This is a genomic window from Gottfriedia acidiceleris (genome assembly GCF_036421055.1).
Taxonomy (GTDB): domain Bacteria; phylum Bacillota; class Bacilli; order Bacillales; family Bacillaceae_G; genus Gottfriedia; species Gottfriedia acidiceleris_C.
On sequence record NZ_JAZGQS010000006.1, the window covers coordinates 112,847 to 126,384 of the forward strand.

Sequence of the window (13,538 nt, forward strand, 5' to 3'; positions counted from 1 at the left end):
CAATGATTTCCTGCAACTTTTTTACTAAAAAATTACTAACCATTCATATTTCGGTATTCATTTGGCGTCATGCCAACGATTTTCTTAAATACTTTTCGGAAGTATTTGTCATCTTGATAGCCGATTTTCCCAGCAATTTCGTAAATTTTTAAATTTGGAAACTTCAATAATTCCTTCGCTTTTTCGATTCGAATTGAAACAATATAATCTGAAATATTCACACCGTAAATTTGTTTAAACTTACGGGAGATATATTCACGGCTTAAGTAAAATTTCTCTGAAAACTCTTGGAGTGAAATTTCTTCGGCATAGTTCAGTTGAATATAATTTGCAATTGCTTCAATGCTATTTAGTTCTTGGTTCGTTTGATTTTTTTCTTGAATAATCGACTGTACTCTTTCCCTTTGAGTCGCTACATAATCACCAATTTCAAAATGTCCTCTCGCATTCCAGAATAATTCTAGATTCACTTCCTGTATGGTTTGAAGTGATAGTTTATTAATCCAGTGATTAAGAAAGATTAGAAACTCCTGATGCAATGAAAGTAACTGTGCATAAGGAAGATAATTCTTCTGTGCAATTCGTTTACTAAAAAGTTGAATGACTTCATCGTAAATATAAATATCTTGTTTCTCAACCATTTGTTCAAATAAGTTGATGATTTCAACTAGATTAATCGGATTATACTCTTTTATATCTTCATACGAATAAACTGGTACATCTCGCTTTTCTAAAATATTGACATGCTGTAGCACATTTACAACTTCTTCATACCCAAATTGAATTGATTCACTTGTTAGCTTTCTACTAATTGCAAAATGAAACGGGAAAGGTACAACTGTAGATAAAATTTTAGCGATATGCTGGATACTGTCAGTTACTTGCTCGCCCCAATATAGTAAACAAATCTCTTTAGTTCCTTGTAAATTACGAAACGCAATTCCACCATTTTTATCTTGAAGAACTTCATTCACAATATTCAATAAGGCAAAAAAGCATAAATCCTCTGGCCAAATATCTTTGAAGGTCTCTAGATTTCGTAATTTTAGTAAAGAAACATGTAAAGTTTGCCCTTCTTCATATCCTAATTGGTTTAACATGTTCTGATTAAATTCTTTACCGTAAATTGCATTTGTTAATTGTTTATCCCTGTAAACTGGTAATACTTCCTGCAGCAATCGGAAATCGTTTAATGCATCAATTCGCTCTTTTTCTTTTTCATTCCAATCTGATACTACTTTTACTAAAGTTTCATTCAATATATCCGGATCAATTGGTTTTAATAAATAATCAGACGCACCGAACTGAATGGCTTCTCTCATATAATGATAGTCATCATATCCCGTTACAACGATTACTTTACAATTAATATTTTCTGAATGGAGCCACTTTAATAACCCTCTACCATCTAGCTCTGGCATCATTAAATCAGTAAAGATGATTGTCGGTCTTTCCTTTCTTATGATGTCTTGAGCGATCGCTCCATTTTCTGCTTCTAATATTTCAGTAACACCAATTGCATCCCAATCTGCAAGAAGTTTTACACCTTCTCGTACATGCTTTTCGTCATCTATTAGTAGAACCTTCATGATTAACTTCTCCTCTTGTCATTTCAATCGGTAAGATTATCGTTACAACAAAGTTTTCATGCTTCACACTTTCTATTTTTACTTCTGCTTTTTTACCATAATAGAATTGAATGCGATCAGAAATATTTTTTAAACCGATACTCTCGTTCGTATTTAATCCACCTTCTGATAGCGATGAATTGATGATCTCTAATTCCTCTTCTGTTGCACCTTCACCATTATCAGCAATGACTATTTTTAAGCGATGATCTTGTTGTCTATGAATCGAAATATTTAATTCACCAAGCTTTTGTTGCTTTTCAAAGCCATGTTTAAAGAAATTTTCGACGATTGGCTGTAAAATCATTTTTGGCATTTTTACTTTGTTTAACCCTTCATCCACTTCCAGGTTATAAACGAATTTGCCGTCATAGCGTTCGTTTTGGAGCGATAAATAATCTTTTATATGGTTTAATTCATCTTTAAGCGTTACAAAATCTTCATTATTCTTCATGCTATATCTCATGATTTTTGAAAGTGACATAATTAATCGATAGACTTTAATTCCGTCATTTTTTAATGAAAGAGTTCCAATTGACTGCAAGGCATTATATAAAAAATGCGGATTTATTTGAGACTGAAGTACTTTTAATTGATTTGTTTTATTCTCTATTTGAAGCTTGTACTCCTTTATATATAAATCGTTTAACGTATCGACCATTGAAGTAAAATGTTTACCTAGTTGCCCAAACTCATCATTTCCTAACGTATCAAAGGAAACAGCAAGTTCTCCCTGCTCAATTCGCTGCATATCTCGAATTAAGATTCGTATTGGTCGTGTAAATCTAAAGGATACGATAATGGTTAAAATGATGACTAATAAGACTGAAATCGCTCCTAATGTAACTGTAATTTTTAACAATTGATTTGAATTATGATAGAGATTTTTATAAGGAATGCTTTTAATGACCGTCCATTGTTGATGATTACTTTTTATCTTGTCATACACATAAACCCCACTAAAGTCCTTGCCCTTCCAATCAAAACTTGCTTCACCCGACCGATCTGAGGATATTTTTTTATACCATTTTGTTTCTAGCTTTTTACCAATCAGTCCTTTTTCAGAAGAATACAAAACAACATTCCCATCACCAACAACGAAAAGATGTTCCTCCCCTTTTTTATAAATACGATCGAAAATCTCTTTAATTCTACTTAATTCAATATCAATCGATAAGAAACCTAACCATTGGTCTGAAGTAACATTATTTAAAAAATAATGAAATGATACAACCTGTTTAACTGGCTCAATTCGAAAATCAGATAAATTATTATAGTTTTGAATCGGGTGAGTCGGTTGAATATAATACGAATCCCTCGAAAAACTTAAATTTCGATAGGTGGGAATTTGGTTGAAATTATACAATTTCCCTCGACTACTCACCTTTGCATTGTAGACGGTGTAATCATCCTTACCCTTCGTTAAATACAAATGCAACTGCTCGATCTCTCTTCTAGAAAAATAAAGTCCTAATAAACTACGTTGAATTTCAGCAGAATTTTGTTCGATGTATGCAGTAGCGCCATTTTCTAAAACGGACAAAAACGGTCTATTACTATAAATGGACAATGGAATACCATAAATCTCATTATAATAATTCAATAAATCATTCCCACTACGCTTCAATAAATCATGGTTTGTATTTACAAATTCCTTTGTTACAGTGTTCTTTGTATAAAAATAATTCGCGATAATCGATAATCCAAATGGAATAATCGTGGCGATTAATAATAAGATAATGAGCTTACTTCTAATACTATTTTTCATGATAACATCCTTTGCGGAAACGTTTGCACTTTCTATTATCTAGTTTATCAAAGTTATGGAACGAATAACACCCTTATAAGGATAAAACAATACGTAAAAAAAGATTAGATTGTCCATAAAGCAGCCGTCAAAAATAGTTTCTTTTACTAATAAAAAAACCCACAAGGAAATTATTCCTTGTGGGTTGCCTTAATCTATAGGGTATATCAGGGAAGCCTAAAATTAAAAACTTATTTTTTTAATTTCATCCAAGTATCTTCAAGAGATTTTAACATTTCGTCAGCAGATTTTTGCTTTCCAACGTAAGCTTGCATTGATGCACCAAACTCATTTGTAGCACCATCTGGGTATTTGAACCAGTTCCAAGATAATGTTTTACCTTCAGCAGAGTATTTTTGTAAGTCGTCTGCGATTGGTCCTAAGTTTTTACCTTGAATTGTTTTTAAAGCAGGGATGAACTTGAATTTATCAACAATATATTTTTTACCTGTATCAGAAGTAACCATCCACGCTAGGAATTTTTTAGCTTCTTCTTTGTTTTTAGAGTTTTTGTTAACTACCCAGTTATTTGGTACTCCCATTGGTAATTTGTCCATTGCTGCTTTGTCATCGTTGATTGGAATTGGTAACACGCCTAAGTTCATGTTTGGAGTAATTCCATCAACCATACCTTGAATCCAGTTACCTTGTTGGATCATAGCAGTTTTACCTTGAGCAAAGTTTGTAACTTGAGTGTTGTAATCAGTTGTTAAAGGATTTTTATTTCCGTATTTGATTGTTAGATCAAATAGTTTCATAAATTGTTTGAATTTCTCGTTGTCTTGAATTTTCACTTTACCAGAAGAAACGTCAGCCATGAATTGGTCTGGATCTTGTTGTTGAGCGAAAGGAATATTTAATAAGTGAATTCCTAGAATCCACCACTCACCGTATCCAACTGAGAATGGAGTGATTCCTGCTTTTTGAAGCTTTTCAGCTGCAGCAGTTAATTCGCTTAACGTTTTAGGTGGTTCAGTAATACCAGCTTTTGCGAATAAATCTTTATTGTAAATAAAGCCATAACCTTCAGTATTCATTGGCATACCGTAAAGTTTGCCGTTAATTGTCATTGGTTTTTCAGTTCCTGGATATAAATCTTTTACCCAAGATTGATCAGAAAGATCTTCTAATTTATCTTTCCAAGTTACTGCTTCTTGGAATCCACCGTTGTTAAAGATATCAGGCTCGTTACCTGAAGCAAATTGAGCTTTTAATGCCGCACCATAGTCAGCACCGCCACCAACAGTTTGAATTTTAACTGTTACGTTTGGATTTTCCTTATGGTAATCCTTCGCCATTTGTTCTAAATCTTTCGCAATCTCAGCTTTAAACTGGAATACGTTTAGTGTTACTTTTTTATCCTTTGAATCATTTGAACCTTTGTCTGAAGATCCCCCAGAACAAGCAGAGAATAACATCACTGAAGTTGTTAATGCTGCTGCTACCTTTAGCATCTTTTTCATCCTAAAAACCCCCGTCTCAATATTCTATATTTTGAATACGCTTTCATTATACATTTAAAAATAACCAATTATAGATAGCCTATATTGACATGATGGGTGGAATATATTGATAGCTTCCACCCAATCACATTATTTAATTGAACCGCTCGTAATCCCTTTAATAATATGTTTCTGTGCTGCAAAGTAGAAAAGTAATAGTGGCGTTATACCTAAAACAAGTCCAGATAACGCTAAGTTCCACTGTTTTGTATATGCTCCAAAGAAGTAGAATGTAGCAAGTGGAATCGTTCTTAACTCCATATCTCTTAATACAAGTGATGGTAATAAGAAGTCATTCCAAATCCATAACGTATTTAAGATAACAATTGTAACCGTAATTGGTTTTAATAGTGGAAAAACAACTTTCCAGAAAACCATCGTCGGTGAACAGCCATCAATAATTGCTGCTTCCTCTAACTCAATTGGAATTGTTTTAATAAATCCATGATATAGGAAGATTGATAATGCTGACCCGAAACCTAAATACATTATGACTAATCCCCAATGGCTATTCATTAAATGAAGTGTACTTCCAACTTTCACTAATGGGATCATAATTGATTGGAACGGGATAACCATTGTTGCTACAAAGATAAAGAAAATGATATTTGAAATTTTACTTTTTGAACGAACTAGTTTATAAGCAGCCATCGAACAGAAAAAGACGATGACAACATTACTAGCAATTGTCACGATTAACGAGTTCATTAACGCTTTCCAGAAATTCATGACTTCTATTGCTTGTTGATAGTTTGTAAAATCTAAGCTTTTTGGAAGCGAAGATGTATTTTGTAAAATATCCGCAAATGATTTAAATGAGTTTCCTAACACATAATAAAAAGGAACCAAGAAGATGAGAGCAAGTACAATTGCCGCAATTTCTAATATAAAAGTAAAGCCAGTATATCGTTCTTTTAGCATTATGCCTCAACCTCCTTCTTCTTCGTAATGTAAACTTGAATAACTGAAATTAACGCAACGACTACGAAGAATACTATCGCTTTTGCTTCACCTAATCCATAACGGTTATTAACAAAAGCTTCAGTATAAATATTTAAAGCTAACATCTCAGTAGACTTAAATGGTCCACCATTTGTTAATGAAAGGTTTGTATCAAACACTTTAAATGACCATGAAATTGTTAAGAATAAACAAACTGTTACAGCTGGTGCTACCATTGGAATAACGATTTTACGTAATACTTGGAATTTATTTGCACCATCAATTTGAGCTGCTTCAATTAATTCCTGTGGCACACCTTGCAGAGCCGCTACATAAATAACCATTATATAACCTGCACCTTGCCAAACTGCTACGATGACAATTGCCCAGAATGCACCTTTTTCTTCACCTAAAAGTGCTCTTTGTAAAAAGTCTGAATGCAATAATTGTCCAATTGAAATTAAACCTTTATTAAAGATGAACTGCCAAATGAAACCTAATAGTAATCCACCGATTAAATTTGGAAGGAAAAAGACAGTTCTTAAAATATTTCTAGTTTTCAAGCTTTGCGTTACGATTAAAGCTAATCCAAAACCGATCACGTTAGTTAGGATTACAGCGAAAAATGTATATTTACCTGTTAAAATAAACGAATGGATAAAATCCTTATCCTTCGTAAAAATGTATTTATAATTTTCAAGTCCAACCCACTTAGCAGAATCAGCTACACCATCCCACTGAGTAAATGAATAGAAAAAGCCGATTAAAAATGGCGTTAACACGATCGCTGCAAAAACAATAGTTGCTGGTCCTACAAACGTAAGATAATTTAAAAAATCTCTTAATTTTTTAGATGACTTCTTTGTCTTGGCATCTGTTATATTTGTATCAATCACTTTTTTCGTTTCAATCATCTGTAACACCTCCACTATCATCATAAAATACCTCCGGGGTTGTGAAAACGTATTCATTTGAACAGTAGGGTGGAATATATTGACTAGATTAATTTAGATAATGATTTTTGATGGCTTTATTTTATTGATTAAATTCAAAATGGTTGCTTTGATTTTTACGAAACTAGCTATTTTTTATAAAAGGATCTGTTTACTTAAAATGTTGATCTTTGCGTACTAAAAAAGACTGTTTTCACCAAAACAGTCTCTTTAATGCTTATTCGACTAAAATATTGCTTTAAATAGACATCATTTTTTACTAACAAGATTTGGAAAAACATCTCTGAAATACTTGCCAATTTTCTCAACCTCAGACGTTATTCGATTGATACCAATTTCAGATAAATACCAATTTTCTTTTGTTATTCCATACCTATCAATAACTGGAGATACAATAATCTCAGTTTCTTTTGGAAACTCGGATTGATAACTTAAAAGCGCACGACGTGAGTGACCTGCTTTACAGACAATTATAACTGTATTAGGCTGTATTCCATTATCCTGTAAAACCTCAAATGAAAAACGTGCATTTTCCAAAGTATGTTGCGCTTTATCTTCTTTTAATATGGCATTTGTTGGTATTCCATTTTTAATACCAATTTTACTTAAATACTCCCATTCAGTTGTCCCTATTCTATCTTTATATCCTCCAGAAGGTAGTATATATGGAGCAAATCCTTGTTTATACAATGAACTCGCTTTTTCCATTAGATGAGGATGATCAGAACCTGGAACAAGAATCACATCTGCTTTTTTAGTCTCGTTTTCTACAAAAATAAAGTCTGTAAAACAATCAAAAGGATTATTCATTTGATTTTTACCATCCTTCTATACATTCTCTTAACAATATCATAAACATTTATAATTCAAATAAAAACGAGCGTAAAAAACAAAAAGATCTACTAAAAAATAGATCTCAGACTGCCCACCAAACGCTCGCTTTCTTCGTTACTTCGCCTGTTGAGCGGTGCTCATTACCGTCTAGGGTAACTCCGCTCCTCACCAGGCTGTTCAGAAAACGAGCCCTTAAAAAAACAGTCTGAATTTATTTGACAATCGACACCTCTATCAATACTTTCAAGAACCTTTATTCTGTTACAACTTGAGAAATCCATTGAGCAGTTAGCTCAGGGGATTCAACAGGAAACTGATGACCGTACTGAATATGTGTAATGTCCAAGTCTTCAAACTGCTTTGGGACATGATGATCTTTGTCCAAAGCTCCCCATAGTACCTTAATTTTCCTCTTATCCCATGTCTCGGGATTTAGTTGAAAGGATTTTGATAAAGTTAGGCTAGACATGATGGTAGCGTTAGTTTTGCGTATGCGGGGGGATTTTAAATCACGAGCCACAGAATGAGCGTAATTACTCAATAACTGACTGGATGTTGTGAAGCTACTGGCTTGAAGTAGCTCTTTTTCCAAACGGACGGGCTCCATATATTTTAGAACGAAACTTGTAAAACGTCGAAATCTAAATTTAAGTTGGATAGGATGCAGTACTGGCTGCAATAAAATAAGTTGTTTGATCAGTGAGGGCAGTCGCTCCATCACATGAGCTGCAATCAATCCTCCAAATGAATGTCCCACTAATATAACGGGTCTGTTCAACTCAGCGATCATAGTAGAAACGCTCTCTACATAGCCTTCTAGCACAGAAGGATTATGGTGATAAGGGGTACGCCCAAATCCAGGTAAATCTACGAACCAAGTATTTAAACTGCTTAAAAACTGAGAGAGAGGCAAAAGGGCATCCGCATTGCTGAACGTCCCATGAAGAAAAATAATCGGCGTTTCATTCCTATCTTTCTCTAGCGAAACTAAGTTAGCCCTTCTTCGTTGACTAAAATCTTTCTGCTCATTTTGATTCAGGTTTAAATGATTTAATCGATAATCCAAATCGCTAATGATAAATGGCAGCGTGGATGGCACTACGAATGAATTTCTTCCGTTCCTTCGTTCTATTTCTAATTTACTGTAAACAGGAAATTCCGACTTAACAAGAAAACTCATAGATTCTTTAGGAATACCAAGCATTTTACCGGCACCCATTTTAAGCACAGTTTTCAATAACGGAAGTGGTATAGTTCCTAACGGCTGTGTTACCTGCAATTCGTATGCCATGAGTTTGATGAAAGTTCGGATCGACGGACTCTCTTGCTTAGAATCTAAAAGATAGTAGGTATTGCTTGATACCCTTTCTGTATTAACAAGTTTTGAAATAAACGAAGCCACATGATCAATATGGACCATTGGCAACCAATAATCGTCGCCACCTGGCACAAGCGGAATAAGATTTCGCCTTACAGCATCGACTAAGATACTAAGGCCTCCAATCTGTTCTGTTTTCCCTGAGAAGGAGTCTCCGACGATTACACTAGGATTAACAGTAGATAAGGGAATGCTCATGTTATGAAGAGTTTTTCGTATATAAGAATCGGCTAAAAACTTCATTTTTTCATAAGGAGGTTGATTGTCCAGTAAATGATCTAGATCCAACAATGCATTTTGTTCATCATAGGGACTCATAAATCCTACGACATGGATAAAATGCTTTAATTCTTTTGCAGCGTGGATATCCTGTGCTAGCCGAGCAAGGGATTTTGCAGGATAGAGGAAAGACTGCTCAGCTTCACTGAGGTTCATCTCAATATTCATTGGACCACCTGCATGAATAATCAGATCAGTTGCAAGTAATTGCTTATAGCTGGCATCACTTAAACCTAGTCGAGGCTGTGTTAGATCACCGATAACGGGAACAATGTTGTTCTGTTGATCGGGTGCCAGATGATTGATGATAGTAAGAAGACGATTTTTTTGGCGTACAAGTACATAAATCTTGTGCTGAGAAGCTAACTTAGCAATTAGATGACGTCCAATATAACCAGTTCCGCCTGTCATAAAGATATTCATAATATAAACACTCCTTCATTATTTTTTAGTACTAACCAGTACTAAAATAACTAAAAATATTACTTTAGCATGAAAGCTAAAGTAGGAAATAAATTTTTTATCATATCTTGGTTATTAGAAGCTTGAGCCAAGAAGAGAGCACCCTCAATTGAGGAGACAATCAACGTAGCTGTTTGTTTAACGGGCAACTCTGCCTTTAGTTCTTGCCGTGCAATCCCTTGGGCTAAAATCAGTTCAACACCATGTAGCTGTTTTTCAAAAAAACTCTTGATTCTATCTCTAATTTCAACGGCGTCAATAGGCGTCTGGGTATACAGAGTCAGGAAAGGACAACCGCCAAGGTAGTTATTTTGTTCAATATTATCGCTTAAAATGTGGAGAACCGCTTCTAATTTATCCTGAACGGTGAGCTCACTTTGAGACACAATATAATTAATTCGCTCCTCGTAATGTTCTATCAACAGATTAACAATAGAGAGCAATAACTCCTCCTTGCTCTTAAAATAATAATAAATGTTCGTTTTCGAAACTTTACTATGTGCGACTATGTCGTCCATGCTTGTTGCCAGAAAACCTTTAGTAAGAAACAATGTAAAAGCGGATTGTAGAGCAATATCTTTATTGCTAAGAGTATTTTTCTTCATATTAGTACTATACAGTACTACAAATAGAGAGTCAAGGGAATGATTGATAAAACGATTACACGTATGTTGAAATACGTATAATCATTACCTTTTTATAATTTCTTTCGCCTATTAACAAAATAAGCAGTACAAATACACTATTCTCCTAATTAAAACCATAAAAAAAAACAAGCTATTTTATGCTTGTCCTTCCTTAAATACTTCTATACGTTTATTAAATTGCAGCAGTCTATATTAATTTATTCTTTAACTTATCTAATCTACACAATTCAATAGTAACCTATTCTTTTTTGTTTACCATCACTTGTGGTACGACTCACCCAAAAAAGTCGTAATTACGATTTTCCGCACCGGGCTCTTCAGAAATTGCTTCACAGTTTTGCGTACATCTTCAATTCCGAGAATGAAATTAAAAATCAAAAATAAAGGAAATATCTTTTTGACAGTCGAATATTTGCTTAGAACCATAATTAACTATTTCGATGAGGAGGATTTTTGTGCGTCCACGACCATTATTTATTGAAAATCCAGAGCATTACAAGTATGTTAGTCTTGTGCCAGATGGAGATATTATAGAGATACTTAGTAAGCAAAGAACTAATACCATTACTCTATTAAGCAGCGTATCAGAGGAGTCAGCAAGAAAGGCGTACGCACCAGGGAAATGGACTTTAAAAGAAGTGATTGGGCATATGACCGACTCGGAACGTGTGATGTCGTATCGAATGCTTGCCATTGCACGAAATGAAAGTGCACCACTCCCAGCAATGGATCAAGATCAATACGTTTCTGCGGCAAACTTCAACAAATTATCCTGGAATCAGCTACTAGCTGGTTTTGACACGGTACGCTCCAACACGTTAAGCCTTATTTCAACCATTGATGATGCAGCGTGGGATCGAAATGGAACTGTGATGAACAGGCCAGTTTCATTAGGTACCATTGCATATGGCATTGCCGGGCACGAGTTACACCATATGAAAGTGATTAGTGATAAATACTTATAAGTCTTTATCAATTAATGAAAAAACCTAATTTCTCATAGATGAAGAAGCAGCAAAAAAAAGAATCTTCTTGGAAGGTCCTTTTTTTATTGCCGATAAGCGTATTTATGTAGACTCGATTTGTATGGATTATTCATCATAGTAAACAGATTATCTTAGTCCTATAAATACGATAACTTACGATCACTTTTTCTGACTTCTTCTGATATTTCAGCACAAGAAAAATATGAAACTACTCTTGTTGATGAATTAAAAGACACAAAACCTAACGAATACGATGAATTTATAGAAGAATATACATCCGGGCACGATAGTAAAATAGTAGATAAGTTAGAAGCTAAGGGAATTCAAGATAATGATAATTTGAATGTACTAATAAATAATAAAGAATTTGAATCTAAATATAAAATTGATAATAATACTTCTCTAGAATTTAATAGTAATGGTATAATTTTAGATACTTTAGAAGAAAGTCCTGAAAAAGAAGTTACTGATCCAATTGATGAGGAAGAAACTACAGCTTTCACTAAAGTTAAAAACATAGTGGTAAATACTTTATTTGGTGAAAATGTATCTGCTGCATCATCAACGAAAACAAAATCAGCTTCTAATTCACGCATTGCTTTTAGTACATATGGTACTAAACTTTTTGAAGCTAAAATAGGAGCAGACTTTACTTATGATGGCACAAAAGTTACTGCACAAAGAACTGTAAATTATATAAAAAGATATTTCGATGGTGGATTGTGGTCAGTTTATGATAAAGAGTCAGCTGTTCAAAAACCTAGCGATAGCAAACGTTTTGCATACCAATCAGGTACAGCAAGTTGGGGATTATCAGTTTATGGTGTTGGAATAGTAATACAGGAACGATATATTAGAGTTAATGTTGCTTGTGATGAGGATGGTAATATAACAAAATCGTCAATTCTTGAATAGGAGAATACATAAAATGTTAGGAATGATTGTAGTTTTACCTGTTACAATTTTAGTGTTAGCTGGAATTATTTACGGCGTAATCAAATTAATTAAAATAACTCGCTCATAATTAATTAATACAGGATAAAGAATAATTAATGAGCCACCAAAAAGATAAAATTTGGAAAAGAGAGCAATCGTATTCGGATTGCTTTTTTTTAGGATAAAAGGACAAAGTTTCGATATCTGTCAACGGTAACGGTTTCAATGCCAGCTGTGGGAGTTATACTCTAAAATAATAGATGTAGTTTATTTTACTTGGTTAATAAATTCTGTAAAAGATCCATCAAAAGGAGATTAACGATATATAAAAAAAGAATTTAATGAACAATCATAAAAAGCTTTGGTTCAAAGTAACCAAAGCTTTTTCATTACTATCAATAACGGTTTTATGTTAACTAGCTTTATATGAGATATTTATAGTTTTTAATTCGGCATTTTAGATGAACAAACATAAAATTATAAGAATAATATACCAATAGGACAAGTTAAGAAAAGGGAGACCTATAAAAATAAAAGAGGTCAAAGAATTACAACAAGAAATCGGACAAATAAAGAAACGTTTAGCAGTAGCAGAAAGCGCAATTCAGAGAGTTGAACAAAAAATAGAATAAATAGAAAATAATACAATTTGGACTATCCATTTAATTCTTGGAGCCATCATTCTTAGTGCTCTTAAATTATTATTAAATCCTTATCTAGTTGATTTCTTCAAATAAATTTTTATTACTGAAAAAGGAACTTCTAAATTGAAGCTCCTTTTTTTAATTACCGATAAGCGTATTTATGTAGACTCGATTTCAACTATTCTGCCAGTTAATTCAACAACATAAGGTGCATATTAATAGCTTGTGTTGTATGTAATTGTCATAAACTTTAACAACCTCAATGATGTATTTATCTTTTAATTATTTTTTCGATTACTTTCATAGGGGTAGTTAACCTATTTTTTACGGGTTTATTTGTAGAAGAATAAACTCTATATCCAACTATTAAAATCATAATTTCATTATCTATTACTCCCTATTTTATTTGTATGAGAAAATTTTTACTAAACACTCTCATCATCTATTTCTATAACGCTATCTAATATACCTGTTTACTTATTCAACTACCCTGCCATTTTGTTAATTAAAAAAAGCGATCTTCTATTGAAAAATCGCGCC

The 13,538-nt window shown here is 33.4% G+C and carries 10 protein-coding genes; 2 read left to right on the top strand and 8 right to left on the bottom strand.

What is annotated here, in order from left to right; translation table 11 throughout:
- Positions 1–35: 35 nt before the first annotated feature.
- The 8 genes from RAH41_RS11120 to RAH41_RS11155 form a co-directional block, all read right to left on the bottom strand.
- Positions 36–1,589: a response regulator transcription factor gene (locus tag RAH41_RS11120; RefSeq protein WP_331222549.1), complete on the bottom strand. Its 1,554-nt coding sequence runs from the start codon at positions 1,587–1,589 to the stop codon at positions 36–38.
- The gene (locus RAH41_RS11125; RefSeq protein ID WP_331222550.1) at positions 1,567–3,396 is read right to left on the bottom strand and encodes a sensor histidine kinase; all 1,830 of its coding nucleotides are present in this window, start codon (positions 3,394–3,396) and stop codon (positions 1,567–1,569) included. Before RAH41_RS11125 ends, RAH41_RS11120 begins: the two co-directional genes overlap by 23 nt.
- A 230-nt stretch (positions 3,397–3,626) precedes the next feature.
- Positions 3,627–4,898 (bottom strand): ABC transporter substrate-binding protein, encoded by a 1,272-nt coding sequence (locus tag RAH41_RS11130; protein ID WP_331222551.1) that lies wholly within the window; start codon positions 4,896–4,898, stop codon positions 3,627–3,629.
- Between the two features lie 129 nt (positions 4,899–5,027).
- Positions 5,028–5,858, bottom strand: a complete 831-nt coding sequence (locus RAH41_RS11135) for a carbohydrate ABC transporter permease (RefSeq protein ID WP_331222552.1) — start codon at positions 5,856–5,858, stop codon at positions 5,028–5,030.
- Positions 5,858–6,793, bottom strand: a complete 936-nt coding sequence (locus tag RAH41_RS11140) for a sugar ABC transporter permease (protein ID WP_331222553.1) — start codon at positions 6,791–6,793, stop codon at positions 5,858–5,860. The genes RAH41_RS11135 and RAH41_RS11140 overlap by 1 nt, the downstream gene beginning before the upstream one ends.
- 288 nt (positions 6,794–7,081) lie before the next feature.
- Entirely contained in the window at positions 7,082–7,642 is a 561-nt protein-coding gene (locus RAH41_RS11145; RefSeq protein WP_331222554.1) for a YdcF family protein, read from the bottom strand.
- Positions 7,643–7,919: 277 nt separating this feature from the next.
- Positions 7,920–9,746 (bottom strand): alpha/beta fold hydrolase, encoded by a 1,827-nt coding sequence (locus tag RAH41_RS11150; RefSeq protein ID WP_331222555.1) that lies wholly within the window; start codon positions 9,744–9,746, stop codon positions 7,920–7,922.
- Between the two features lie 59 nt (positions 9,747–9,805).
- Positions 9,806–10,390, bottom strand: a complete 585-nt coding sequence (locus tag RAH41_RS11155; protein ID WP_331222556.1) for a TetR/AcrR family transcriptional regulator — start codon at positions 10,388–10,390, stop codon at positions 9,806–9,808.
- Between the two features lie 497 nt (positions 10,391–10,887).
- Between RAH41_RS11155 and RAH41_RS11160 the strand changes: the two genes are divergently transcribed.
- Together RAH41_RS11160 and RAH41_RS11165 are read left to right on the top strand one after the other, a co-directional pair.
- A complete protein-coding gene (locus RAH41_RS11160) occupies positions 10,888–11,397 on the top strand; it encodes a DinB family protein (RefSeq protein ID WP_331222557.1) in 510 nt (169 codons plus the stop codon).
- 360 nt (positions 11,398–11,757) lie between these two features.
- On the top strand, positions 11,758–12,333 hold the full coding sequence (locus RAH41_RS11165) for a hypothetical protein (RefSeq protein ID WP_331222558.1): 576 nt from the start codon (positions 11,758–11,760) through the stop codon (positions 12,331–12,333).
- The last annotated feature ends 1,205 nt before the right edge of the window (positions 12,334–13,538 follow it).

Excerpts from the sequence above, each read along its gene's own strand:
- RAH41_RS11155 (WP_331222556.1), bottom strand. The coding sequence starts at position 10,390 with ATGAAGAAAAATACTCTTAGCAATAAAGATATTGCTCTACAATCCGCT.
- RAH41_RS11130 (WP_331222551.1), bottom strand. The coding sequence starts at position 4,898 with ATGAAAAAGATGCTAAAGGTAGCAGCAGCATTAACAACTTCAGTGATG.
- RAH41_RS11135 (WP_331222552.1), bottom strand. The coding sequence starts at position 5,858 with ATGCTAAAAGAACGATATACTGGCTTTACTTTTATATTAGAAATTGCG.
- RAH41_RS11125 (WP_331222550.1), bottom strand. The coding sequence starts at position 3,396 with ATGAAAAATAGTATTAGAAGTAAGCTCATTATCTTATTATTAATCGCC.
- RAH41_RS11145 (WP_331222554.1), bottom strand. The coding sequence starts at position 7,642 with ATGAATAATCCTTTTGATTGTTTTACAGACTTTATTTTTGTAGAAAAC.
- RAH41_RS11120 (WP_331222549.1), bottom strand. The coding sequence starts at position 1,589 with ATGAAGGTTCTACTAATAGATGACGAAAAGCATGTACGAGAAGGTGTA.
- RAH41_RS11140 (WP_331222553.1), bottom strand. The coding sequence starts at position 6,793 with ATGATTGAAACGAAAAAAGTGATTGATACAAATATAACAGATGCCAAG.
- RAH41_RS11150 (WP_331222555.1), bottom strand. The coding sequence starts at position 9,746 with ATGAATATCTTTATGACAGGCGGAACTGGTTATATTGGACGTCATCTA.